This window comes from Haloferax sp. Atlit-4N, assembly GCF_003383025.1.
Lineage (GTDB): Archaea > Halobacteriota > Halobacteria > Halobacteriales > Haloferacaceae > Haloferax > Haloferax gibbonsii.
Genome location: NZ_PSYY01000001.1, coordinates 580239 through 601678, shown reverse-complemented (window position 1 = coordinate 601678; position 21440 = coordinate 580239). Strand labels below are relative to the sequence as shown.

Genomic DNA, 21440 nt, shown 5'->3' with positions numbered 1-21440 from the left:
GTGGGCGAGGCGAGGACGACACCTACCGTCGGTCGAACGAGAGCGCGAGCGGCGTCGCGTTGGTCAGGTTGTCGCTGACCGGGCAGCGCGATTCCACGGCGGCGAGCCACGCGTCGATGGTCGCCTCGTCGGCGTCCACGTCGGCGGTGACCGCGACGCGAATCTCCTCGTAGCCGGCGCGGCCGTCGTCGCGCTTGCCCATGAACTTCGCGGGGTTCAGGTCGCCCTCGATGGAGATTTCGAGGTCTCGTACGTCGAGGTCCATCTCGCGGGCGACCACGTGCCCCGTGACGTTCAGACAGCCGGCGAGCGCCCCGAGGACGTACTCGACGGGGTTCGGCCCGGCGTTCGCTCCACCGAGCGATTCGGGCTCGTCGACGACGAACTCGAAGCCGCGGGTGGAGACGCGGGTCTCGGTCGGGGATTCCGCGCGGGCGCTGACGTCGAAGGTGAGTTGTTGGGGTTTCTCTGCGGACATAGCCGTACAGACGCGCACGCGGCCGATAACACCAGTCGGCGGTTCTCAGCCCTCGGGAAGCGTGTTAGCGGCTGTCTGTCCCGGGTTCTATCGCGGCCGAGTCGCGCGCGTCGTCCGCCAGCACGTCGTCGAGTCCCCACTCCGACGCCCTCGCGCGAGCCTCCTCGCGGGCCTCGGATCGGATCTCCTCGATCGCGTCGGCGTCGGCGAGGAACGCCTCGACCGCGCTCTGGTCGCGGCCCTCTTCGCGGCGGGCGGCGGGGGCGGCGTCGACGGTCCGTTCGGCCAACCGCTCGTCGCCGGCGAGGACGCGGGCCGGCTCGCCCGGCAGGATGCGGAACGCCTCGACCTCGTGGGCGTCCGCGAGGGCCGCGGCGTCGACGGCGTGGACCGCGGCGCGGGTCGGGCCGGTGACGGCGAACCCCTCCAGGCCGTCGCGGCCGCCGACCTCGCGCTCCGTGTCGTAGGCGAGGACGGGAATCCCGTCTTCGAACGTGACGACGCCGCTGGTGGTCTCGCCGAGGAGGAGCGCGTCCTGCGGCTCGAAGACGACGTAGCCGGTCAGTTCCTCGTCGAGCACCGCCCGCAGGACCGCCGCGGCGTCGTCGACGACGCGCGACCGGCGGAGTTCGCCCCGCGGGATTCTCATATCCGCTCGGGGACGACGGCGCTCTTGAACCGCTCTGCCACGTCGCGGCCGTCGCCGTCGCGCACGTCGAGTCGAGCGGCCGCCTCGCGGAAGGCGTCCGCGGCCGGGTCCTCGGGAGCGTGCGCGAGGAGGGGCTTCCCCTCGCGGCGGGCCGCCCGGACCGCGTCGCTCTCGGGAACCGAGGCGAGCGTCTGCCCTCCGAAGTAGCGGCCGGCCTGCTCGGCGATTTTGTCGACGTTCTCGTCGGGTCGCACGCGGTTGAACACCACGCCCGCCGTGTCGGTGCCGTAGGAGTGAGCGTACTCCTGGACTTTCAGCCCGTCGGACAACGACGGCACGGTGGGCTGGAGGACGACGACGATGCGGTCCGCGAGGACGACCGGAAGCACCGCGCTCTTCGAGCCGAGCGCGGCGGGCGAATCGAGAAGCAGCACGTCCGTGTCGGCGGCGAGTTCGGCGACCACGTCCCGGAGGCGACCGGGGTCCGCGGCCTCGAACGCCGCGAGACTCGTCCCGCAGGGGACGACCGACATGCCGAACCGCTCGTAGACCGCGTCGGACACCGCGGCGTCGCGCTCGTCGACGAGTAAGTCGTGGAGCGTCACGTCGGCGTCGTCCAACCCGGCGTGGAACAGCAGGTTCGCCATGCCCGTGTCCGCGTCGATGACGGTCACGTCGTAGTCCTCGGCGAGCGCCATCCCCAGCGCGAGCGTACTCGTCGTCTTCCCCGTGCCGCCCTTCCCGCTGGCGACGGCGAACGCCTCGACCATGCCCCCACGTGTCCGGTGATTTCGCATAAGTGTTCGGAACGGCTGTGGACGCGCGCCGACGAATACTGTGTCAAACGGTAACAACCATTAATAGTGAGCACATCATGGTGCGAAACGGCCACTGATGTTCCGAATTGTAATCCAATCGTTCGCTTTCGTCGTCGACGACTCGACGTTCGCGGTGTACGCGACCCTCCTCACCATCGCGTTCATCGTCTATCTGAATCGGTGACTCGGCGTCAGCGAGACGCGACCGCGGCGACTCAGGCCGCCTCGGCGAGCGCGTCGAGCAGGCGGTCGTTCTCGTCCGGGCGGCGGACGTTGATTCTGACGTGCGAGTCGAGCCGCTGGTAGTCGCGGGCGTCGCGGACGGCGAAGCCGCGACGCCGGGTCTCGTGAAGGACGCGGTCGACGTCGTCGGCGCGGAACAAGACGAGCGTGCTGTCGGCCGGGTGCGGTTCGTAGCCGAGTCGGTCCAAGCCCGCGACCACCCGCGGGCGCTCCCGTTCGACCCGGTCCCGCGTGGCTTCGAGGAAGGCGTCCTGTTTGAGACAGAACGTCGCGACCTCGACCGCGGGGGCCGACAACACCCACGTACACCGCGCCCGCGAGAGCCGGTCGCCGAGGTCGCCCGTCGCGGCCGCGAACCCAGCTCGAAGCGAGGGGACGCCGAAGATATTCGTCACCGAGTGGAGCGCGATGACGCCGTCGAGGCCGGCCGTGCTCGGGAGGCGGGTGAAGCCGAGGTACGACTCGTCGACGATGACGGGCGTGCCGACCCGGCGGCAGGCGTCGATGAACGCCCGAAGCTCGTCTCTCGGGTACGCCGTCCCGACGGGGTTCGCGGGGTAGCTGAGAATCACCGCCGCGTGCTCGCCGGGGTCGACGGTTTCGAGCAGTCGGTCGTGGGGGACGTGGACCGGCTCGCCGCCTTGGAGCCGGATTTCGCGGGCGTACTCGCCGCAACAGGGTGCCGGGAGCGCCACGCTGTCGCCCGGCGAGACGGTCACGCCGACGGCGAGCCGCATCGCCTCGATGACGCCCGCCGCGGGGACGACCTCCTCGGGGTGACAGCCCACGAACTCCGCGGCCGCGACGCGAAACCGAGAGTAGTCGTCCAGCGAGTATCGCCGCGAGGTGGAGAGCGCCGACTCGTAGACGCCGGCGATGCCCGCCGGCCGCTCCGGGTTCGACCCGGTGCTGAAATCGACGAGGGAGTGGTCGGCGGTCCCGCCGTGGGTAACGTGGTCGACATCGGGAACGGAACCGGGATCCATACCAACGTGCTAGCCACCGACTATAATCAAGGCTTCTACGGGAACCATTTAGCTACCACCGTTGATTCCACACCCTACGGGCCGTTTTCTCGGTAGTTCTCAAATCGAAGAGACGGTCGCGCGGTCGTCGGCGACGACGCCGTAACTCGCCTCGTCGACGCCCCGCGGAATCGGGTCGTCGGCGTACCGCGAATCGAGGCTCGCGAGCACCGCGTCGCGGACGCAGACCCGCGCGGCGTTGCCGACCTCGGTCGCGCTTCCCGAGAACGTCACCGGGTCGCCCGCGGGGTCGCACGCGGCGACCACGGCGTCGGTCGTCGTCCCCGGCGCGCCGCAGCGAGCGAGGAGCGTCGCCGCCTTCGCCTCGGCGGCCACGGCGACGAGGTTCGCGAGCGCACCCGGCTCCAGCGACCGCGTCGTCCCGACGAAGACGTTGACCGTGCCTGTCGGGTCACCGCCGTCGCCGCCGGCCGTCACGTCAGCGGTGTCGGACTCGTCGTCCCATTCGCCCGACTCGTCGGCCCGCTCGCTCGGGTCGCCGTCTATCGGGAGTTCCGCCGGGTTCGACACGCCCGCGGTGGCGACGACCTCGACCGGGCCGAACCGGGCGCGCCGGGCGTGTTCCTGCCCCACGCCCGTCAGGAGCGTCGGCCCGCGCTCGTCGAAGCCGGCCGACGAGAGCCGACGTTCGACGTACGCGTCGAGGTCCGTCTCGGGCCAGCCCTCGGGGACGGTGACGTTGAACGCGGCGTCGGCTCGCGACTCGCCGCCGGCGTAGCCCGTCGAGAGCCAGCGCGTGTCCGGACGGCCCAGCCGACAGACGCCGTCGCGGCGCGTCGCCTCAAACATCGTCGGCGACGGCGGCGAGCGCCCGGAGCAGTTCGTCGTTCTCGTCGGGACGTTTCACCGCGACGCGGACGTGCGAGTCGAGCGTCGGGAACGTCGTCGCGTCCCGGACGGCGACGCCGCGGTCGCGGGCGGTCTCGACCACCGCGTCGACGTCGCGGTCGCCGACGTCGAGGAGGAGAAACGGCGCGTCCGACGGGTACACGTCGAAGGCCTCGGACAGCGTCTCGCGGAGTCGTTCGCGCTCGTCCGCGACGCGCTCTCGCGTGCGCGAGACGAACTCGGCGTCGTCCATGCAGTACGCGCCGACGGCGGCCGCGGGCGTCGAGAGCGACCACGCTCGTCGGGCCACGGCGAGTCGGTCGCCGAGGTCGTCGGTGGCGACGGCGAACCCGGCGCGGACGCCCGGCAGGCCGAACATCTTCGTCAGCGACCGGGCGACGACGACGCCGGGTTCGCCCGCGAGGCTCGGCTCGTCGGTGAAATCGAGGAACGCCTCGTCGACGACGAGGACCGTGTCGGCCTCGCGGCAGCGCGCCGCGAACGCCCGGAGGTCGCCGGCGGGCGCGAGTTCGCCCGTCGGGTTGTTCGGCGTGCAGACGACCGCGACCGCGTGGCCCGCGGGGTCGGCGTCGAGGAGTTCGTCGTGGGCGACGGGAACCGGCTCCGCGCCCTGCAGGCGAATCTCGCGGTCGTACTCCCCGAAGCTCGGCTCGGGGACGAGCGCGGTGTCGCCGGGCGACAGCGTCACCTCGAACGCGAGCCGCAGGGCTTCGAGGCCGCCGGCGGTCGGCACGACCGCTTCGGGCACACAGCCGACGTAGTCCCCGGCGGCCGCCCGGAAGTCGGCGTAGTCGTCGTCGGGGTAGCGGGTCGAGGCGTCGAACGCCTCGCGGTACACCGCCTCGACGCCCGCGGGCCGCTCGGGGTTGGTGTTCGCGCTGAAGTCGACGACGGTCGGGTCGGTGGTCCCACCGTGGGGGACGCGGCTCCCCGCCCGGACGGATTCAGGGTCCATCGTCGATGTCGGCGTCGGCCCCGTCGGTGTCGACCGCCGCGGTCTCGACGGCCTCGGGGTCCAGCGTCGAGAGCACGTCGAGCGTGGCCGCCTCCACGTCGTCGAGGACGCCCATTCGGTCGGCGAGCATGAGCGCGCCGCCCATGCCCGCGCCCTCCTTGGCCTCGCCCGCGGCGTAGCGGTCCAGCGGGTGCGTCTCGAAGCCGGGGTCGGTGACGGTCAACTCGAGGTCGAGCGCCTCGGCGGCGTCGGCCAACTCGGGCACGTCGTCGGCGAGGTACGAAGTGGTGGCGAGGGTCAGGTCGCCGTTCGCGCCGGCGTGGCGGGCGAGCGCGGCGGCCGCGAGCAGTTGCGTCCCGCCGCCGAGCGTCACGTCGATGCCGTTTTCGAGCGCGCCGACGGTGAGTCCGGCCACGACCGGAAGCACCGGGTCGCCGAGGTAGCGGGCGGCGCGCCGGGGCTTGTGGGCCGCGAAGCCGGGTTCGACGTCGCTGGCTTCGAACGCCTCGGCGACGACCTCCTCTTTCAGGCTCGTCGGGTTGTCCGGGAGCGACGACGAGACGGGGAACTCCTCGCCGAGCGCGCGGAACACCGCGAGCGCGGTGGTCGTCCCGCCGGGGACGGTCTCGCCGATGACGAGTTCGTCTTCGGGGAGCGCGAGGCCCATCCGCCGGGCCGCCTCGAACGCGCCGGGCGCGGTCGGGACCGGTTCGCTCTCGCGGATGTCGCGGCCGGGTCGCGCGCCCACGTCGATGGTCGGCGCGGCGCTCGGCTTGGCGAGGCCGGCGTCGACGGTGAGCACGTCGAATCCGGTGAGTTGCTTGACGGCGCGGGTGACGGCCGCGGGCGTCGGACAGCCCGTCGGGCTGACCGGCGTCACCGGCGAGCGGACGGGCTCGCCGTACTCGATGATTTCGGCGTCGGCGCTCGGCGTGTGGCCGACGAGCGAGGGGTCCGCGCCGGCGGCGCTGATACCGGGAATCTTCGCCGTCTCGGTCGTGCCGGCGACGAGGACTACTCGCATCGGTCCTCCGCGAGCGCGATGTCTGTCGGGCGGTTCACGTTGAGTGCGAGTCTGGTGTCTGTGGAGAGGTACATGGTCGAATCGGTGTTGGTGTCGGCGTCAGTGTTGGTGTCTGCGTCCGTGTTCGTCTCGGCGTCGGTCTCGCCATCTGCGTCCGCGGGACCGACGACGCCCAGTCCGGTCGGGCAGACTGCGGTCCCCTCGTGGTCGAAGACGAGCGCGTCGTCGACGCTGGCGCCGAGTTCTCGCTTCAGTTCGACGGGGACGCACGCGGTGGCGGCCCCGCCATCGGCGGCCGCGACGACGGCGTCGACGTGTTCGGGTGCCACGAGCGGCAGGTCGGAGACGACGGTGACGGCCGGTCGGGAGACGCGGGCCAGCGCGAATCCGAGGTCGGAGACGTAGCCGTCGCCGGGGGCCTCGATGGGGTCGAGGCCGAGGTCGGCGGCGCGGTCGCGGGTGTTCGGCGTGTGCGGCGAGGTGACCGCGCGGACGGTTTCGACGCTCGAATCGCGGAGCGCCGCGGCGACTCGGTCGAGCATGGGTCGCCCGCAGATGTCCACGAGCGGCTTTTCGACCGGCGCGTCGAGGCGGGTGCCGCGGCCGCCGCACATCACGAGAGCGTCCATACCACCACCCCCACGTGGACGGCCGCGGCGCGGGCTAGCTCGTTCGTCGCGCCGAGCAGGTCGCCCGAGACGCCGCCGAGTCGGGCGCGACCCCACGAGCGGACGAGCAGCGCGACGACCGGCCCGCAGCAGAGCGCCGCGACGACGGCGGGGCCGCCCGTGACCGGCGCGACCGCGACGACCGGGAGACAGGCCACGGCGACGGCGAGCAGCCCCGACGGGCTGTTCTCGCCGACGAGCGCCGAGCCGAGCCCCTCGTGGGCGGGCTCGCCGAGACAGACCAGCGTCGCCATGCCGGCTTTCGCGCCGACCTCGGCGGCGAGCGCGATTGCGACGGCGGCCGTGAGGCCGATACGGCCACCCGCGCCCGCGAGACCGAACGCGCCGAGCGCGAGGACGACGAGCGTCAGGCCGAACGCGAGCAGGCCGCCGACCCCCGTCTGGGAGTCCTTCAGGACCGACAGCCGCCGGTCGGCGTCGCCGTGGACGACCGCGGCGTCGCCGAGGTCTGCGAGGCCGTCGGCGTGGGTGACGCCGGTCACGAGGTACAGCGTCACGAGGTACAGCGCGGCCGCGGTCGGAATCGGGAGCGGGAGCAACAGCGGGAGCGCGGCGAGCGCGCCGACGACGTAGCCGACGAGCGGAAACGCCACGGGCGCGCGTCTGAAGGCGTCCCAGTTCGACTCGTCGCCGCCGACGGGGAGACGGGTGAGGAAGCCGAGCGCGCCGCGGAGCGCGGTCAGAACCACGCGACCACCCCCGCGACGGCGAACGCGGCGAGCCCCGCCCGCGAGACGAGTCGGACGCCCCGCGCGGCGGTCGCCGCGTCGGGGGCCTCGGGTCCCCCGTCGAGCAGGTAGTGACCGGGCTTTTCGAGTCGCGTTTCCAGCAGGACCGCGAGGGTCGCCATCGGCCACCCCGAGTTGGGCGACGACGGGCGACGCGCCAGCTCGCCGACCCGCGTCACCGTGGCCGGCGCGCCGGCGACGACGGCCAACAAGACGGCCGAGACGCGCGCCGGGAGCCACATCACCGCGTCGTCGAGGCGGGCCGGAACGCGACCGACCGGCTTGTGTCGGTAGCCGAGCATCGAATCGAGCGTATTGACGCCTTTCACCCACGCGGCCGCGCCGACCGCGAGCGGGAGCGAAACGGGCGCGAGGAGCGTAAACGCGAACAGCGGGGCGACGAGGCCGTCGGCGAGGTTCTCCGCGGCGCTCTCGACGGCGGCGCTCCGGATGTCGGCCGCCGAGAGCGACGACGGGTCGCGCCCGGCCAGCGCCCGGAGTTCGTACCGGGCGGTGTCGAGGTCGGCTTCGTCCGCCGTGGCCGAGACGACCGTCTCCGCCGCGTCGAGCAACATGCGAAGGCTCGTGGTCGAAAACAGCGCGAGCGCGGCGACGGCCGCGCCGAGCCACGGCGAGACGAGCGTCGCACCCCACGTCGCGCCCGCGGCGACGCCCGCGGCGAGCGCCGGGAGCGCGACGGCCGCGACCCCGCCGACGAGCGTCGGACGGGCCCACTCGCGGTCGACGGGGCAGACGAGTCGTCCGAACAGCGCGACCGGGTGGATTCGCGCCGGCGGTTCGGCGAACCCTCGGTCCAGCGCCGCGGCGGCGACGACGGCGGCCGCGGCGGTCACGGGCACGGGTCCTCCCCGGCGCGTAGCCTCGCCGCGACCGATTCGAGCGTCGTCTCCCGGAGGTTCACGAACCGGCCGCCGACGCCCTCGACGCCGCCGTCGGAGTCCGGGTCGTCGCCGACGTGGACTAACTCGGTCGCCTCGACGCCGAGGCCGCGAGCGGCCGCCTCGAACGCTTGCGGGTGGGGTTTCCGCCAGCCGCAGGCGACGCTCGTCGTGATGTCGTCGAAACCGCGTCTGTCGAGGTCCGACCGGATGAGCGTCCGCGCGACGAGTTCGGGGACCGAGCAGTTCGAGAGGAGGCCGACCGGGCCGGCCTCGCGGGCAGCCGCGACCGCTTCGACCGCGCCGGGACGGGTGGTCACCTCGGGGTCGAACGCCGTGATGACCGCCCGCCGAGCGGCGTTGTCCGGCGAGGCGACGCCCCGAGAGCGGAGCGCCGCGGCGACGTGGGCCGGAAGCGGGACTTCCGCGCCCTCGGGCGCGTCGATGTGGACCTCGCGGTAGGCGTCGTCCCAGTCGTCGGGGACGGCGACGCCGTACTCGCGGAGCGCGTCTGCGACCGCCGCGCCGGGGTCTGAGGGGTACTCGGCGTCGACGAGCGTACCGAAGAGGTCGAACGTGACTGCCACTAGAATTTCATTGGCGAAACTGTACTTGAATATAGCGAAGCGGGGGGTTCGGCTGTGGCGGCCCCATCGAGTGTCTCGCTGGTCGTCAGCGACGAACCTCGGGACCGTCCCCTCGAGCGCGTCGCCCCCACCGTTCGAGGACGTACCATCCCCCCGCGAGGAGCGCGATCCCACTCCCGAGCAGGTACCCCACGTCGTGGAGGTCAGTGCTCACCCCCGCGTATCGGGTTGACAGCGGTGGTTGAGTCACGTGGTAGTACCGCCCGTCGTGTGCGACGAGAACGGCGGTCAGGCGTTCGTGTGTGGTGAGTTCCCCCGTTCGAACGAGTTCGCGTAGTCGAGGGGTGGCGGCGGAAACCGCGAGGTCGTCGTAGAACGCGCGGAGTGTGACTCGCTCGGTGGTGACTCGTACCGTCCCGTCTTCCTCGTATTCGTGGAGGCGGTAGACCTCACTCACGTCTGAGGTGGTGCCGCTAGTCCCGACGACGGCATACCGGTGGTCGACGAGCGACCCGGGGAGCGCCGCTTTCGTCCGAGACCCGTTTGCCGCCTCGCGGAGCGCCGTCCGTTCCGGTCGGTCACCGGGACCGTCGCTGGCGATGAACGCCGCCGACGGCCCCGCCAGGTCGACCGTGGTGTCGTCTACGACCACCGCTGCGGCGCCCTCGGAGGAGGCAGACAGCTCTCTCACCTCGTAGGTGTACGTCCTGTCGGGGGTCGTCGCGTCGAGCGCAACGGACCCGCCGATGAGCGCGACCCCAACAGCGACTGCGAGGAGGAGCGTCTTGCGGGAGGGCACTACTGGGTTCGAACGTGTTGGCGGATAAGTATCTTCTGTGGATGGGTGGCAGAGACTCGGGCATTACCGAGCTGCAGATTCAGCCGGGCTATCACCGCTTGCGGAGTCTGACAAGACCCCCGGTTTCACTTCCGGGTGGTGGTGTGCCCTAGTCGTCCAACCACCGCACATATAGCTACGACCAGTTCGTCGCTTCGAGCCGTGAGTCTACAGGGAACCGAAGCACCCGACTTCACGCTCGAACGCACCGCCGGCGACGACGTCACCCTCTCGGAGACGCTGGAGACCGGGCCGACCGTCGTCCTCATCAACCGCGGGACGTGGTGTTCGTTCTGCGCCGAACAACTGCAGACGTTCGACCAGGTCGCCTACGACCTCTGGTTCAACGACGGCGTCGACGTGGTCCCGGTTGTCACGAGCGACCTCGGCGACGCGGTCGAGATGCGCGACCGGTTCGACTTCGACTTCCAACTGGCCGCCGACCCGGAAGGCGAGGTCGCTGCGCGGTACAGCGGGACTGAAGAGACCAGCCACGGCGTGACCGGCATCGCCGGCACCTACGTCGTCGACGAGGGCGGTGTCGTCCAGTACGAACAGGTCGCCGACCACCCGGCCGACCGGACCTACGGAAATTGGGTCCGGTACTTCATCCGCAACGAATACGAGGACGTCTTCGAGAGCTAACCGGCTGTCGCACCTCGGTAGCCGCTACTGGGACACCTCACCAGCGATGGTGAACGTGCTCGCGCGCGTACGCGTCATACGCTTCTTCGACGTGCTGGAACTGCTCCGCCGACAGCGGCGGGAGCGACGCCGCGGCGACGTTGTCGCGGATGTGTTCCGGCGACGTCGACCCGGGGATGATGGTGCTCACGGCGTCGAACGAGAGAATCCAGCGGAGCGTGAACTGTGCGAGCGACACTCCCTCGGGGACGACCTCTGCTATCGAGTCCGCGGCGGCGAGACCGTCTTCGAACGGGATTCCGGCGAACGTCTCGCCCACGTCGAACGCCTCGCCGTTTCGGTTGTAGTTCCGGTGGTCGTCCTCGCCGAACTCGGCGTCTTCGGAGAGCGCGCCGGTGAGCAGCCCCGACGCCAGCGGGACGCGGACGATGACGCCGACGTTCCGGCGCTGTGCCTCCCGGAAGAACAGTTCGGCCGGCCGCTGTCGGAGCGGGTTGAAGATTATCTGCACCGTCTCGACGCCGTCGTACTCGATGGCTTTGAGGCCGTCTTCGGCCTTCTCGACGCTCACGCCGTAGTGGTCTATCTTCCCGCCGTCGCGGAGGTCAGAGAGCGCGTCGAACACCTCCGGCTGGTAGTACACGTCCCGCGGCGGGCAGTGGAGTTGGACGAGGTCGAGCGAGTCGACACCGAGGTTGTCCCGGCTTCGGTCCACGAACCGTTCGAGGTTCTCGCGGTTGTAGCCGTCCGCCTCGTGCGGGTCGAGCCGTCGCCCCGCCTTGGTGGCGACGGTGACGTCGTCGTCGCGGTCGTCGAGCACGTCGCCGATTCGGCGTTCGCTGTCGCCGTCGCCGTACACGTCCGCGGTGTCGAGGAAGTTGATGCCCGCGTCGAGTGCGGCTTCGATGGCGTCGTACGCTTCCTCGTCGGTCACCGGGCCCCAGCTACCGCCGAGTTGCCACGTTCCCAGCGCGACCTCAGAGACGTCGAATCCAGTCGTACCGAGCGGTCGAGAATCCATGGCGTCCGATTTCGAACAGACGGGGGTAAATGACGGGGTCGCGGCGAGATATACGCCGATTGTTCGTGAGGATTCTAGCGGGGTAGAATCTGACCGCTCTCCCCGATTTGAACTCACTCGCAACGCTTCGCGTCGCTCGCTGCTCAAATCGGGTCGAGAAGTCCGTCACATGCAACACCGCTCGCTGCGCTCGCGGGTGTTGAAGTTCAGTCCGCTCTCCCCGATTTGAACCCAGTCAGACGACGCGTTCACTTCGTTCACGCGCTGCGACTGACCTGCTCAAACCGGCTCGACCGGGTTTTGCAAGCAAAATCCGCTCTCCCCGATTTGAACGGGGGACAAGCCGATCTACAGTCGGCTGCTCTGCCAGGCTGAGCTAAGAGCGGTCACCGATTGCTATCCGGTCGATGCGTTTAACCATTATCATTCTCGCCGCCGCGTGCACCGTGCATGTGTGCCGTGTGTCAGACAGGTGCGAACATTGATATGCCGCCGAGATAATCCCGGAGTAATGAGTAAAATCACGTTCCGCGCCGACGACGCCCTCGTCGAGCGCTTGGACCGCCTCGACACCTCGAAAAGCGAGGTGATGCGCGAGGCGCTCCGCCGGTACCTCGACGACCTGGAACGTGACGACGCCGCGGACGACGACGCGTCCGACACCGACGGCCTCGACGGCGCGCTCTCGGCGCGGGTCGAGGAACTCGTCGACGAGCGACTCGACGAACGACTCCCGACGCTCGTCGAGGAAGCGGCGGCGGCCCGCGAGTCCGAGCGTCCGACGCCCTCGGACCTGAACGTCAACATCAACGTCGATGGTTCGAACGGCGAATCACGCGTAAACGCGGGTGTAGCCCGGGAAGAAAACCCGAATACGGTTCGTAAGACACGGGACGAACTGCAGTCGTCAAAGGCTGACGACCGCGAGATGAGCTGTGGCCAATGTGGCGAATCCGTGGGGAAGGACCACGTGTACTGCCCGAACTGCGGCGAGAAAACCTCCCATCGCGTGTTCTGCGAGTGCGGCGACGAACTCCGCTCCGACTGGGCGTTCTGCCCCGACTGCGGTCGCCGGACGCCCGCAGCCGACGTTCTGGAATGAGCATAACCGGCGATTAAAGCGTCCTATACGGGATATTCAGCCCCGTCTTACAATCGCCGTTACATTTATATTCTATCCCTCTGTGGTGATTATCGCGTAAGACGGTTGTCTTACAGCCACCCGACGGCGGCCCGCATCCCGGCGTCGTCCGTCGGTTTTCGGGTGTAAGACACTCGCACACGAGTGCGGCGCGCCGTCTTACCGGGGGAATGTAAACATGGAGCGTGTGACACTACGAATTCCGAAGCAGCAAATCGAGGAGGTCGAGCGGATGGTCGAGACGGGAGAGTTCCCGAACCGATCCGAAGCCATCCGTTCAGCCGTTCGCGATATGCTCAACGAACAGACTACTGACAAGCGACAGCGCGAATCTACCAGCAAGCGCGGCTGGGCAAAGGTGTAACTATGCAGGATATCGTTCGCGAGGCGATGGAACGGGACGAGGCCGAGCGCAAGACGCAGTCGTCGCTCGACGACAGCGACGACCAGTTCGGTGACCCGCGAATCGTCATCGTCGGCGCCGGTGGTGCTGGCAACAACACCATCAACCGCCTGTACAACATCGGTGTCGAGGGGGCCGACACGGTCGCCATCAACACCGACAAGCAGCACCTGAAGATGATCGAAGCGGACACGAAAATCCTCGTCGGGAAGTCCCTGACGCAGGGTCTCGGCGCCGGTGGTGACCCGTCGATGGGTGAGCGTGCGACCGAGATGGCACAGGGCACGATCAAAGACGTGCTCGGCGACGCCGACCTCGTGTTCGTCACCGCGGGGATGGGTGGTGGCACCGGTACCGGTGCGGCCCCCGTCGTCGCGAAGATCGCAAAGGAGCAGGGCGCAATCGTCGTGGGCATGGTCTCGACCCCGTTCAACGTCGAGCGCGCCCGCACGGTCAAGGCCGAGGAGGGACTCGAAAACCTCCGCAACGAGGCCGACTCCATCATCGTGCTGGACAACAACCGCCTCCTCGATTACGTCCCGAACCTGCCCATCGGCAAGGCGTTCTCGGTCATGGACCAGATTATCGCCGAGACCGTCAAGGGCATCTCGGAGACGATTACCCAACCGTCGCTCATCAACCTCGACTACGCCGACATGTCGACAATCATGAATCAGGGCGGCGTCGCGGTGATGCTCGTTGGCGAGACGCAAGACAAGAACAAGACCCAAGAAGTGGTCAACGACGCGATGAACCACCCGCTTTTGGACGTGGACTACCGCGGTGCGTCCGGCGGTCTCGTCCACATCACGGGCGGCCCCGACCTCACGCTGAAGGAGGCCGAGGGAATCGCGAGCAACATCACCGAACGGCTGGAAGCCGCCGCGAACGTCATCTGGGGCGCTCGCATTCAGGACGAGTACAAGGGGAAAGTCCGCGTCATGGCCATCATGACGGGCGTCCAGTCCGCGCAGGTCCTCGGCCCGACGACGCAGAAGCAGGCCGACAAGTCGCGTCAGAGCATCCAGTCGCGCGAGTCGCAGCAACAACAGCACTCGGGTTCAAGCTCGGAGTTCGATAGCTCGGAACGAGCCCAGACGGCGCAGAGCGGCACGTGGTCCGACGGCGGCCGCGACGAGGTCGAGAAGAACAACGGTCTCGACGTCATCCGGTAACGCCCTGTCTGACCCGCGCGGACGCCGCCGCGCCCGTCGGGTACACTCGTGGGTTCTTTTTCGCTGACGCGGTTCTCCGACCGTGAGCGTCGACGATGGCTCGGTCGGTGTGACCTCACCCGTCGCTGTCTGACTGTCCGACTCGTAAGACACGGCGAGAAATCGGCGTTCCGTACCGCTCAGACCGCTTCTATCGACTCGATGAGCCGGCACTTCCGACAGACGTCGCCGGCGGTCTTCGACCCGCAGCGCTCGCAGTCGTTGAGGTCGACGCGGCCCTCGCCGCGGTACTCGCGGGCGGTCAGTTCGGCTAACTCCTCGTAGCCGGCCATGATGGAGTGGCGGGTGCCGGGGTGGTTCTCTTCGAGTTTCAACAGCAACTGCTGAATCTCGCCGCGGTAGGCCTCCGAGGAGTGGGGGCACTCGGTGATGTGCGCCGGGAGGTCCTTCAGGTGGGCGTAGAGCGCGACTTCCTTTTCGGGCACGTCGCGCAGCGGCTTGGCCCGCGGGATGAACTCCCCGGCGTCGCGGCGCTTTTCGAAGTCGCCGATGCTGGCGTCGAAGTGCTTTGCGACCTGCTTGAGGTCGCCCTCGAAGAAGTTCATGAGCGCCGTCTGCGCCTCGTCGTCGAGGTTGTGGCCCGTGAGCAGTTTGTCCGCCCCGAGCTCGTCGGCGAAGCGTTCGAGCAGGTCGCGGCGGAACACGCCGCAGTAGGCGCAGGCGGCCATGTTCTCGGGGTCCTTTTCGACCACGTCGTCCATCTGGACGCCGAACTCGTCTTCGTAGGTGACCAGTTCGTGGTGGATGTCGAGGTCTTCCGCGAGTTCGACGCAGGCGTCGACGGACTTGTCGCGGTAGCCCTCGATGCCCTCGTGGATGGTGAGGGCGACGAGTTCGATTCGGGGGTCTCGACCGAACGTGTCGTCGAGGATGTGTGTGAGGACGACGCTGTCCTTGCCGCCGGAGAGTCCGATAACCCACGTCTGAGGGTTCTCCGGGCTGGCGTCGCGGGGCAGCATGTTGTCCTCGCGGATGCGGCGGCGCACGCGTTTCTCGACCGAGGCGCAAAAGTGGTCTTCGCAGAGGTGGGCCCCGGAGTAGGCCGCGTGCATCACCGCGTCGCGGCCGCACTTGTCGCACTCCATTGCCGGTCGCTTGCCCGGCGGGAGGGATACGGGTTTCGCCTCGGGGCGGGCGTCGCTCGCTCGACCGGCGACCCGACCGCGCTCGGTCACACCCATCACGCTCGGTCGCAACCGGTTTGACCCTCCGAACCCCACGGACAGTCGATGGACAGAGACGCCGCCCTCGACCGAGTCGACGCCGTCGTCGACGCCGTCGAGTCCGAGACGCTCCCCGTTCCGGTCCGCGAGGTGTGGGTCTACGGCGACGTGGCGCTCGGCCTCGACCCCCTCGACCGACTCGACGTGTACGTGACGAAAGACATCCTCCTCCGCGGCGACCCCGACGCGGCCGAGGCGTTCGAGCGGTCCCACGGCGTGAAGGGCGTCGGCAAGAGCGTCCGCGCCGAGTGGGCGCGCGAGCATCCCGACCTGCTGCGAGCCAACGCGAACGGCTACGCGGCCCCCGAGAAATGCCTCGCCGCTCACCTGCTCCCCGACGACGACGAACCGGTCCACCTCGAAGTGTGCAACGCCTCGTTCGAGGACAACGTCACCCAGCGGCTGAAGGGCGCGGTCGCCCGCGAGGCCTACGAACAGATTCTCGACCCCCGCGGCGTCTGCCTCTACGCCGACGGCCAGCGCTCGCCCGACGCGATGTCGAAACTCCGGAACAGCGAGTTCGCCTTCCCGACGCTCTCGGGCGCGCTGGAGATGCTCGGACTGGAAGGCGACGAGGCCGAGACGGCCGTCGAGGCGATGCGAGCCTACCGGGCCGAACAGACCGGCACGTCGGTCCGCGGCGACGTGGTCTGAGGGCGGAACCGAGCCGGGCCGACCGGCTACCAGTCGCGGGCGTCGTCGCGGCCGCGGTCGCGGTCGTCGATGCGCTCGGAGCCCCAGCCAGAGCCGTCACCTCGGTCGTTCTCGTCCGGGCGGCGGTCGGTTCCGCGACCGTGTTTTTCGTTGTACCGCATCCCCTCGTCGCGGGCGCGGCGTTCCGCCTCCTCGCGACTCATCGTCGGTAAGTCGCTCGTCTCGCCTTGAATCGCGGCGTAAAGGGCGATTGCGGCACCGATGCTGAGGAGGACGAAGAGGAAGAACACGAGACCACCGGCGGGCATGTGCGTACTCGCGGGCGGGAGGCAGGAAATCGTTTTGGAGGTGGTTTTTTCACTGGAGTAGTTCAACTACTCAACATGAGCCCTCCACCAAGTGCCGACCGCGACGGCTGTCCGAAGTGCGGCCACTCCGAGACCGAAATCGACTCCATCGCGACCTCGGGGACCGGTCTCTCCAAGATGTTCGACATTCAGAACCGCCAGTTCACCGTCGTCTCGTGTGCGAACTGCGGCTACTCGGAACTCTACCGCGGGCAGTCGAGCGGGAACTTCGTCGACCTGTTCCTCGGCTGAGCGACCACGCTGCGCCGGTTACGATTCCGCGCCGCCGTCCTCGGACATCCATTTTTCGCCCCACTCCGAGATGTCGTCGAACGCCGGTAGCAGCTCTTCGCCCTTCTGCGTGAGCGAGTAGTACACCGCGATTGGACTGCCGTCTTCGACCTCCCGCTCGACGTACCCCAGTTCTTGGAGGTCGTCCAGCACGCGCGAGAGCGTCTGGGAGTTCGCGCCGCTCGCGCGCTTGAGTTCGTTGAACCGGAGGTCGCCCTCGCGCAGCACGTGGATGACCGTCATCCGCCACCGCGAGCCGATTTCTTCGAGCGTCTTGATGACCGGACACTGTTCGTACTTCGTTTCGAGGTTCTGGTGCGGTGACATCGGCGTGACCTACTCACACCGAGGTTCGCTTAGATATAATAAACTCACCCTCGTTGACCAAGTATGACGATGTGACCGCATCGTCGCGGCGAACCGAGCGACGAACACACTCACGACACGACCCACAGCACACCATCATGCACGTACTCCTCCTCGGTGCGAGCGGCCGAATCGGCACGCGAATCGCGAACGAACTCCTGAACCGCGGCCACGCGGTGACCGGCGTCTCCCGAAGCGGCGACGTCGACGGCGTCGACGACCCCGACTTCTCGGCGGTCGCCGGCGACGCGACCGACGCCGACCAAATCGCGCGACTCGCCGCGGGCCACGACGCGGTCGCCTCCGCGCTCGGCCCGGGCGACGACGAGTCGCCGGAGGTCCTCGTCGAGATGCTCGACGCCGTCATCGACGGGATGCGCCGCGCCTCGGTCGACCGCCTCGTCTGGACCGGCGGCGCGGGCATCCTGAACGTCGGCCCCGACACGCGGCTCATCGACTCGCCGGAGTTCCCCGACGAGTGGAAGCCGGTCGCCAGCGCCGCCATCGAGGCGTACGGCCTGCTCGAAGACGCCGACGACCTGCGGTGGACCTACGTCGCGCCCGCGGCGTTCATCGAACCCGGCGAGCGGACCGGCGAGTTCCGGACCGCACTCGGCGAACTCGTCGCCGACGAAGACGGCGAGAGCCGCATCTCCATGGAGGACTTCGCAATCGCGTTCGCGGACGAACTGGAGAGCGGCGACGCAGTCCACGAACAGCTCGCGGTCGGCTACTGAACAGATAGCTTTTTTCGGCCGTCGAGTCGGGTCGCGTTGAATCGGTCCGGCGGTGACCCGACTACACTCGCCCCGTCGTCACGTCGAACGGGACGACCTCGGCCCGGCGGTACTCCCCGTCCCGAATCTGCTGGACGACTTCGCGCCCCATCTCGCGCCACTCGCGGCGGACGGACTCGTAGGAGTCGTCGTCGAGGCCGCGGCGGAGGTCGGCCTCGTGGCGGTCGAGCCCCTCGCCGGTCGCCTTCTTGGCCGCGCTCCGCACGTCGTGGTCGTCGTACGGCGGCTCGGTCAGCTTCCGGTGGTGGTACCGGCGGGTTCCGACGACCGAGAGGCCGGCGTCGGCGAACAGCCCGCGGACGCGGTCGCCGAGCGCCACGTCGGTCGCCACGCCGTCGCGGAACGCGTCTCTGACGCGGCGGTCGAGCGCGGCCTCGGCCTCGACGGTCGAGTCGACGCCGACGGCGGCGTTGTCGGGTTCGACCGTCGCCACGAGGTCCGACGAGACGCGGGCGAACTCGGAGAGCGCGGCGGTCGGGTCGGGGAGGTTCACGAGGAGCGCCTGACAGACGACCAAATCGAAGCTGTCGGCGGCGAAGGGAAGTCGGGTCGCGTCGCCGGCGACCGCCTCGATTCCGGCGCGGTCGCTGGCGACAGAAAGCAGGTCGGTGTCGGCGTCGACGCCGACGACGCGGGCGTCCGAGGCCTCCGCGAGGACGCGCGTGAACTCGCCGGTCCCGCAGCCCACGTCGAGGATGCGAGCCCGGCCGTCGAGGTCGAGGTCGGCGAGGGCCGCGCGGGAGTCGTCCCACATGCCCGCTCGCGTCCGCCGGAGGTACGATTCCGAGAAACGTCGCACACGCGGTGTCGGGCGCGGCGACCCAAAAAACAGTCGATGCGACGGGTCAGTGACTCCCCGTCCGGTGTCTTACTCCGCGTCGGCGCGGAGTTCGCGGACGCGCTCGATGTTCCACGCGAAGCCCTTGCCGTCCTCGGTGGGCGTCTCCAGGACGAGCGGCACGTCGTTGTCGACGATGGCGTCGTGGTTGATGAACGCACGCATGCCCGCCTCGCCGATGAGCCCCTCGCCGATGAGGGCGTGTTCGTCCTTGTTCGTCCCGCACTCGTGTTTCGAGTCGTTGAGGTGGACGCACTTGAGGTGCTCCAGACCGACCTCGGCGTCGAGTTCCTCGAACGTCTCTTCGACGCCCGCCGCCGTCGAGAGGTCGTAGCCCGCGGCGAACGCGTGGGCCGTGTCGAGACAGACGTCGAGGTCCTGTTCGGACTCCTCGAGGACGTAGCCGAGGTGGGCGAAGTCGTCGCCCATCTTCGTGCCCGACCCCGCGTCGGACTCGATGAGAACGGTGACGCCGTCGGGGATGTCGAGGTCGTCGAGGACGGAGACGGCGTTGTCGAGGCCCTGCTGTTCGCCCGCGCCGGTGTGGGCACCGAGGTGGACGTTCACGTACTCGATGCCGAGTTTGTCGGCCATATCGACCTCCGTCTGCATCGAGTCCAGCGACTTCTGTCGGAGGCCGTCTTTGGGCGTACAGAGATTGACGAGGTACGACGAGTGGATGACCCACGGCCCCGACAGTTCGTCGGCGGTCTCCTCGCGGAACAGTTCGGCCTCCTCGTCGGAGATGTCGGGGTCGCGCCACACCTGCGGCGAGGTGGTGAAAATCTGCCCGCAGTTGCCGCCGAAGGCGACCTGCCGGAAGACGGCGTTGGCGACGTTACCGTGCGGTGGGGTCTCGTCGTCGGAGGAGACCTTCGAACTGGACATCGAGACGTGTGCGCCGACGTGCATGCAGAGTCCGACGGCGTACCCGAACAAAGGGACTTCGGAGTCGGCGGCGACGGCGACGGGAGCGGTGGCGGCCGGTCAGTCGGACCGCGACCCCGGACGCCGGCGTACCCAGTCGTCAGCGCGGTACTTCTCGTCGACCTTCGCGCGCGCCCGGTCGAGTTCGTCGTCGGTCCACGACCCCTCGTCGGCGTCGACGAACCCCGAGAGCGACTCGGTGAGCGCCGCGACGAACTCCTCGCGGGAGGCGTCGACGAGTTCGTCGATACCGACGACGCGCTCGCGGAACGCCTCGGGCGTCACGTCGTGGCCGTCGAACACGTCGAGGTGGGTCTCGGCGTCCACCGAGTAGGTGAGCGAGCCGTGCTGGACGACGGCGTCGCGGCGGCGGTACTGGGCGTTGCCCGCGACCTTCCGGCCCGCGGCGACCATGTCGTGGGCGGGGTGGAGCGCCCGCAGGTAGCAGGCGGGATGCCAGATGACGGGCACGTCGTCGTCGACGAAGTCCACGTCCACGCCGACCGCGCGAATCGCGTCGAGAATCGGCTCGCACAGGAGGTGATAGCAGTCCATGAGGTCGCCCGGCAGCTCCGATTTCGGCGCGGCGATGGAGTAGGCCACGTCGCCGTGGCGGTCGTGGTAGATGCCGCCGCCTCCCGTCTGTCGGCGGGTCACGTCGATTCCCTCGCGTTCGCAGTAGTCCCAATCGACGGTCTCGGGGTCCTGTCCGTAGCCGAGCGAGAGGCAACTCGGCTCCCACGAGTAGACGCGGACGGTCCGGGGGCCGCCCGCGGCGGCCGTCTCGCCCGCGACCTCGTCGAGCGCCATCTGCATCGGCCCCGGTCGGACCTCCTCGCGAATCACGCGCCACTCGCGGTCGGCAATCGACCCCTGCGAGTCGTTCATACGTCGGCTTCGTCCATCCGGGAGAAAGCGATTTCGACGCTCGGCCGCGAGCCGTCCGGCCTCGTCGCGACGGTCACCGGTCGGGCGGCCGACCGGCGGCGCAGTCGACGCGGCCGGCGCGGCCGACGCGAGCGATTCGATTAAACCGCACCGCGGTGACGTGGAACCATGAAGTTCAACCGCGTCGCCCTCGCCGCGACCGACCCCATCTCGCTGTGTGAGTTCTACGTCGAGACGCTCGGGTTCGCGCCGGTCACCGGGTCACAACGCTCGGCGACCGCCGGGGAGACGACCCTGTGGTTCGAACTCGGCGACGCCGACCCCGGCCACCTCGCCTTCACCGTCTCGGCCGCGGTCGACTCCGTTGTCGCGTGGTTAGACGAGCGCGCGGACGTTGACGTGCTCGACACCGACGGGGGGCCGAGCGTCCGGTTCGACTTCCTCGGCTGTGACTCCGTCTACTTCGAGGACCCCGAGGGCAACGTCATCGAGTACGTCTGCTACGACGGCGACGCCACGGGCGAGTTCGACCCGGCGACCGACCTCCGCGGCGCGACCGAGGTCGGGATGGCGGTCCCGAACGTCGAGGAGTTCGTGGCGTCGCTGACCGAGGCCCTCGGCATCGAGCCGCTGGAGTCGTTCGAGGGCGGCGACCTCGTGTTCGTCGGCGACCGAGACGCCCGCTTCGTCGTCTCGCCGGTCGGCCGCGCGTGGTACCCGACCGACAGCGAGGCGACCGTCGGCCCGGTCTCTGCGCAGTGCGACGCCGACGGCGTCTTCGACCCCGAGGGACTTCCGTACCGCGTCAACGTCGAGTGACAACTCGTTTCAGAGAAGCGTTATTACACTCACGAGAGTCAA

The 21440-nt window shown here is 69.1% G+C and carries 27 protein-coding genes and 1 tRNA gene; 8 read left to right on the top strand and 20 right to left on the bottom strand.

The window, feature by feature from the left end:
- Positions 1 to 22: 22 nt before the first annotated feature.
- The 12 genes from C5C07_RS03230 to C5C07_RS03175 all read right to left on the bottom strand — a co-directional run bounded on the left by C5C07_RS03230 (position 23) and on the right by C5C07_RS03175 (position 9764).
- On the bottom strand, positions 23 to 478 hold the full coding sequence (locus C5C07_RS03230; RefSeq protein ID WP_004973143.1) for an OsmC family protein: 456 nt from the start codon (positions 476 to 478) through the stop codon (positions 23 to 25).
- Positions 479 to 542: 64 nt separating this feature from the next.
- Positions 543 to 1127 carry a hypothetical protein gene (locus C5C07_RS03225; protein WP_115804535.1) on the bottom strand — a complete coding sequence of 195 codons (585 nt, stop codon included), beginning with the start codon at positions 1125 to 1127 and terminating at the stop codon, positions 543 to 545.
- The gene (locus C5C07_RS03220; RefSeq protein ID WP_004973148.1) at positions 1124 to 1897 is read right to left on the bottom strand and encodes a P-loop NTPase; all 774 of its coding nucleotides are present in this window, start codon (positions 1895 to 1897) and stop codon (positions 1124 to 1126) included. The genes C5C07_RS03225 and C5C07_RS03220 overlap by 4 nt, the downstream gene beginning before the upstream one ends.
- Before the next feature lie 263 nt (positions 1898 to 2160).
- The gene (locus tag C5C07_RS03215) at positions 2161 to 3174 is read right to left on the bottom strand and encodes a histidinol-phosphate transaminase (RefSeq protein WP_050458666.1); all 1014 of its coding nucleotides are present in this window, start codon (positions 3172 to 3174) and stop codon (positions 2161 to 2163) included.
- Positions 3175 to 3273: 99 nt separating this feature from the next.
- Positions 3274 to 4023: an adenosylcobinamide amidohydrolase gene (locus tag C5C07_RS03210; RefSeq protein WP_115804534.1), complete on the bottom strand. Its 750-nt coding sequence runs from the start codon at positions 4021 to 4023 to the stop codon at positions 3274 to 3276.
- Positions 4016 to 5038 (bottom strand): threonine-phosphate decarboxylase CobD, encoded by a 1023-nt coding sequence (gene cobD, locus C5C07_RS03205; RefSeq protein ID WP_115804533.1) that lies wholly within the window; start codon positions 5036 to 5038, stop codon positions 4016 to 4018. The genes C5C07_RS03210 and cobD overlap by 8 nt, the downstream gene beginning before the upstream one ends.
- The gene (locus C5C07_RS03200; RefSeq protein ID WP_050458663.1) at positions 5028 to 6062 is read right to left on the bottom strand and encodes a nicotinate-nucleotide--dimethylbenzimidazole phosphoribosyltransferase; all 1035 of its coding nucleotides are present in this window, start codon (positions 6060 to 6062) and stop codon (positions 5028 to 5030) included. The genes cobD and C5C07_RS03200 overlap by 11 nt, the downstream gene beginning before the upstream one ends.
- A complete protein-coding gene (locus C5C07_RS03195) occupies positions 6053 to 6691 on the bottom strand; it encodes an NTP transferase domain-containing protein (protein WP_233510265.1) in 639 nt (212 codons plus the stop codon). The genes C5C07_RS03200 and C5C07_RS03195 overlap by 10 nt, the downstream gene beginning before the upstream one ends.
- Positions 6676 to 7440, bottom strand: coding sequence for an adenosylcobinamide-GDP ribazoletransferase (gene cobS, locus C5C07_RS03190; protein ID WP_115804532.1), 765 nt, complete (start codon positions 7438 to 7440; stop codon positions 6676 to 6678). The genes C5C07_RS03195 and cobS overlap by 16 nt, the downstream gene beginning before the upstream one ends.
- Positions 7431 to 8339 carry a CobD/CbiB family cobalamin biosynthesis protein gene (locus C5C07_RS03185; protein WP_115804531.1) on the bottom strand — a complete coding sequence of 303 codons (909 nt, stop codon included), beginning with the start codon at positions 8337 to 8339 and terminating at the stop codon, positions 7431 to 7433. The genes cobS and C5C07_RS03185 overlap by 10 nt, the downstream gene beginning before the upstream one ends.
- Positions 8330 to 8965 (bottom strand): HAD family hydrolase, encoded by a 636-nt coding sequence (locus tag C5C07_RS03180; RefSeq protein WP_115804530.1) that lies wholly within the window; start codon positions 8963 to 8965, stop codon positions 8330 to 8332. Before C5C07_RS03180 ends, C5C07_RS03185 begins: the two co-directional genes overlap by 10 nt.
- An 85-nt stretch (positions 8966 to 9050) precedes the next feature.
- Positions 9051 to 9764 carry a hypothetical protein gene (locus tag C5C07_RS03175; RefSeq protein WP_004973167.1) on the bottom strand — a complete coding sequence of 238 codons (714 nt, stop codon included), beginning with the start codon at positions 9762 to 9764 and terminating at the stop codon, positions 9051 to 9053.
- Between the two features lie 201 nt (positions 9765 to 9965).
- On the opposite strand from C5C07_RS03175, the gene C5C07_RS03170 reads away from it, so the two are divergent.
- A complete protein-coding gene (locus C5C07_RS03170) occupies positions 9966 to 10448 on the top strand; it encodes a peroxiredoxin (RefSeq protein ID WP_050458659.1) in 483 nt (160 codons plus the stop codon).
- A 37-nt stretch (positions 10449 to 10485) separates the two neighbouring features.
- Here the strand turns inward: C5C07_RS03170 and C5C07_RS03165 are convergent, their stop codons facing one another.
- Together C5C07_RS03165 and C5C07_RS03160 are read right to left on the bottom strand one after the other, a co-directional pair.
- On the bottom strand, positions 10486 to 11469 hold the full coding sequence (locus tag C5C07_RS03165; protein ID WP_004973170.1) for an aldo/keto reductase: 984 nt from the start codon (positions 11467 to 11469) through the stop codon (positions 10486 to 10488).
- A 312-nt stretch (positions 11470 to 11781) separates the two neighbouring features.
- Positions 11782 to 11855 (bottom strand) — tRNA-Tyr (locus tag C5C07_RS03160).
- A gap of 125 nt (positions 11856 to 11980) precedes the next feature.
- Here C5C07_RS03160 and C5C07_RS03155 point away from each other — a divergent pair.
- The 3 genes from C5C07_RS03155 to ftsZ all read left to right on the top strand — a co-directional run bounded on the left by C5C07_RS03155 (position 11981) and on the right by ftsZ (position 14188).
- Positions 11981 to 12571 (top strand): zinc ribbon domain-containing protein, encoded by a 591-nt coding sequence (locus C5C07_RS03155; RefSeq protein ID WP_004973173.1) that lies wholly within the window; start codon positions 11981 to 11983, stop codon positions 12569 to 12571.
- Between the two features lie 217 nt (positions 12572 to 12788).
- A complete protein-coding gene (locus C5C07_RS03150; RefSeq protein ID WP_004973176.1) occupies positions 12789 to 12974 on the top strand; it encodes a ribbon-helix-helix domain-containing protein in 186 nt (61 codons plus the stop codon).
- 2 nt (positions 12975 to 12976) lie between these two features.
- Positions 12977 to 14188 (top strand): cell division protein FtsZ, encoded by a 1212-nt coding sequence (gene ftsZ, locus C5C07_RS03145; RefSeq protein ID WP_004973177.1) that lies wholly within the window; start codon positions 12977 to 12979, stop codon positions 14186 to 14188.
- Positions 14189 to 14367: 179 nt separating this feature from the next.
- On the opposite strand, the gene C5C07_RS03140 is transcribed toward ftsZ, so the two are convergent.
- A complete protein-coding gene (locus C5C07_RS03140) occupies positions 14368 to 15333 on the bottom strand; it encodes a TIGR00269 family protein (protein ID WP_004973180.1) in 966 nt (321 codons plus the stop codon).
- Between the two features lie 144 nt (positions 15334 to 15477).
- On the opposite strand from C5C07_RS03140, the gene C5C07_RS03135 reads away from it, so the two are divergent.
- Entirely contained in the window at positions 15478 to 16125 is a 648-nt protein-coding gene (locus C5C07_RS03135) for a hypothetical protein (RefSeq protein WP_004973183.1), read from the top strand.
- A 26-nt stretch (positions 16126 to 16151) separates the two neighbouring features.
- On the opposite strand, the gene C5C07_RS03130 is transcribed toward C5C07_RS03135, so the two are convergent.
- Positions 16152 to 16433, bottom strand: a complete 282-nt coding sequence (locus C5C07_RS03130) for a hypothetical protein (RefSeq protein ID WP_115804529.1) — start codon at positions 16431 to 16433, stop codon at positions 16152 to 16154.
- Positions 16434 to 16508: 75 nt separating this feature from the next.
- Between C5C07_RS03130 and C5C07_RS03125 the strand changes: the two genes are divergently transcribed.
- Complete coding sequence (locus tag C5C07_RS03125) at positions 16509 to 16724, top strand: zinc ribbon domain-containing protein (protein ID WP_004973188.1); 216 nt, start codon at positions 16509 to 16511, stop codon at positions 16722 to 16724.
- An 18-nt stretch (positions 16725 to 16742) separates the two neighbouring features.
- Here the strand turns inward: C5C07_RS03125 and C5C07_RS03120 are convergent, their stop codons facing one another.
- The gene (locus C5C07_RS03120; RefSeq protein ID WP_004973197.1) at positions 16743 to 17090 is read right to left on the bottom strand and encodes a helix-turn-helix domain-containing protein; all 348 of its coding nucleotides are present in this window, start codon (positions 17088 to 17090) and stop codon (positions 16743 to 16745) included.
- A gap of 137 nt (positions 17091 to 17227) precedes the next feature.
- On the opposite strand from C5C07_RS03120, the gene C5C07_RS03115 reads away from it, so the two are divergent.
- The gene (locus tag C5C07_RS03115; protein ID WP_115804528.1) at positions 17228 to 17866 is read left to right on the top strand and encodes an NAD(P)-dependent oxidoreductase; all 639 of its coding nucleotides are present in this window, start codon (positions 17228 to 17230) and stop codon (positions 17864 to 17866) included.
- Positions 17867 to 17927: 61 nt separating this feature from the next.
- Here C5C07_RS03115 and C5C07_RS03110 read toward each other — a convergent pair whose 3' ends face one another.
- From C5C07_RS03110 to C5C07_RS03100, 3 genes are all read right to left on the bottom strand, one after another.
- A complete protein-coding gene (locus C5C07_RS03110; protein WP_049905018.1) occupies positions 17928 to 18680 on the bottom strand; it encodes a methyltransferase domain-containing protein in 753 nt (250 codons plus the stop codon).
- A gap of 114 nt (positions 18681 to 18794) precedes the next feature.
- Positions 18795 to 19676, bottom strand: a complete 882-nt coding sequence (locus C5C07_RS03105; protein WP_004973207.1) for a deoxyribonuclease IV — start codon at positions 19674 to 19676, stop codon at positions 18795 to 18797.
- Between the two features lie 75 nt (positions 19677 to 19751).
- A complete protein-coding gene (locus C5C07_RS03100) occupies positions 19752 to 20579 on the bottom strand; it encodes a biotin/lipoate A/B protein ligase family protein (protein WP_050458655.1) in 828 nt (275 codons plus the stop codon).
- Positions 20580 to 20747: 168 nt separating this feature from the next.
- Here C5C07_RS03100 and C5C07_RS03095 point away from each other — a divergent pair, with 168 nt between their 5' ends.
- Positions 20748 to 21398, top strand: a complete 651-nt coding sequence (locus C5C07_RS03095; protein ID WP_115804527.1) for a VOC family protein — start codon at positions 20748 to 20750, stop codon at positions 21396 to 21398.
- Positions 21399 to 21440 lie beyond the last annotated feature (42 nt).

Excerpts from the sequence above, each read along its gene's own strand:
- C5C07_RS03165 (WP_004973170.1), bottom strand. The coding sequence starts at position 11,469 with ATGGATTCTCGACCGCTCGGTACGACTGGATTCGACGTCTCTGAGGTC.
- C5C07_RS03125 (WP_004973188.1), top strand. The coding sequence starts at position 16,509 with ATGAGCCCTCCACCAAGTGCCGACCGCGACGGCTGTCCGAAGTGCGGC.
- C5C07_RS03120 (WP_004973197.1), bottom strand. The coding sequence starts at position 17,090 with ATGTCACCGCACCAGAACCTCGAAACGAAGTACGAACAGTGTCCGGTC.
- C5C07_RS03130 (WP_115804529.1), bottom strand. The coding sequence starts at position 16,433 with ATGCCCGCCGGTGGTCTCGTGTTCTTCCTCTTCGTCCTCCTCAGCATC.
- C5C07_RS03210 (WP_115804534.1), bottom strand. The coding sequence starts at position 4,023 with ATGTTTGAGGCGACGCGCCGCGACGGCGTCTGTCGGCTGGGCCGTCCG.
- C5C07_RS03220 (WP_004973148.1), bottom strand. The coding sequence starts at position 1,897 with ATGGTCGAGGCGTTCGCCGTCGCCAGCGGGAAGGGCGGCACGGGGAAG.
- C5C07_RS03110 (WP_049905018.1), bottom strand. The coding sequence starts at position 18,680 with ATGTGGGACGACTCCCGCGCGGCCCTCGCCGACCTCGACCTCGACGGC.
- C5C07_RS03155 (WP_004973173.1), top strand. The coding sequence starts at position 11,981 with ATGAGTAAAATCACGTTCCGCGCCGACGACGCCCTCGTCGAGCGCTTG.
- C5C07_RS03100 (WP_050458655.1), bottom strand. The coding sequence starts at position 20,579 with ATGAACGACTCGCAGGGGTCGATTGCCGACCGCGAGTGGCGCGTGATT.
- C5C07_RS03195 (WP_233510265.1), bottom strand. The coding sequence starts at position 6,691 with ATGGACGCTCTCGTGATGTGCGGCGGCCGCGGCACCCGCCTCGACGCG.
- C5C07_RS03135 (WP_004973183.1), top strand. The coding sequence starts at position 15,478 with ATGGACAGAGACGCCGCCCTCGACCGAGTCGACGCCGTCGTCGACGCC.
- C5C07_RS03150 (WP_004973176.1), top strand. The coding sequence starts at position 12,789 with ATGGAGCGTGTGACACTACGAATTCCGAAGCAGCAAATCGAGGAGGTC.
- C5C07_RS03115 (WP_115804528.1), top strand. The coding sequence starts at position 17,228 with ATGCACGTACTCCTCCTCGGTGCGAGCGGCCGAATCGGCACGCGAATC.
- ftsZ (WP_004973177.1), top strand. The coding sequence starts at position 12,977 with ATGCAGGATATCGTTCGCGAGGCGATGGAACGGGACGAGGCCGAGCGC.
- C5C07_RS03095 (WP_115804527.1), top strand. The coding sequence starts at position 20,748 with ATGAAGTTCAACCGCGTCGCCCTCGCCGCGACCGACCCCATCTCGCTG.
- C5C07_RS03140 (WP_004973180.1), bottom strand. The coding sequence starts at position 15,333 with ATGGAGTGCGACAAGTGCGGCCGCGACGCGGTGATGCACGCGGCCTAC.
- C5C07_RS03200 (WP_050458663.1), bottom strand. The coding sequence starts at position 6,062 with ATGCGAGTAGTCCTCGTCGCCGGCACGACCGAGACGGCGAAGATTCCC.
- cobD (WP_115804533.1), bottom strand. The coding sequence starts at position 5,038 with ATGGACCCTGAATCCGTCCGGGCGGGGAGCCGCGTCCCCCACGGTGGG.
- C5C07_RS03225 (WP_115804535.1), bottom strand. The coding sequence starts at position 1,127 with ATGAGAATCCCGCGGGGCGAACTCCGCCGGTCGCGCGTCGTCGACGAC.
- C5C07_RS03230 (WP_004973143.1), bottom strand. The coding sequence starts at position 478 with ATGTCCGCAGAGAAACCCCAACAACTCACCTTCGACGTCAGCGCCCGC.
- C5C07_RS03215 (WP_050458666.1), bottom strand. The coding sequence starts at position 3,174 with ATGGATCCCGGTTCCGTTCCCGATGTCGACCACGTTACCCACGGCGGG.
- C5C07_RS03105 (WP_004973207.1), bottom strand. The coding sequence starts at position 19,676 with ATGCACGTCGGCGCACACGTCTCGATGTCCAGTTCGAAGGTCTCCTCC.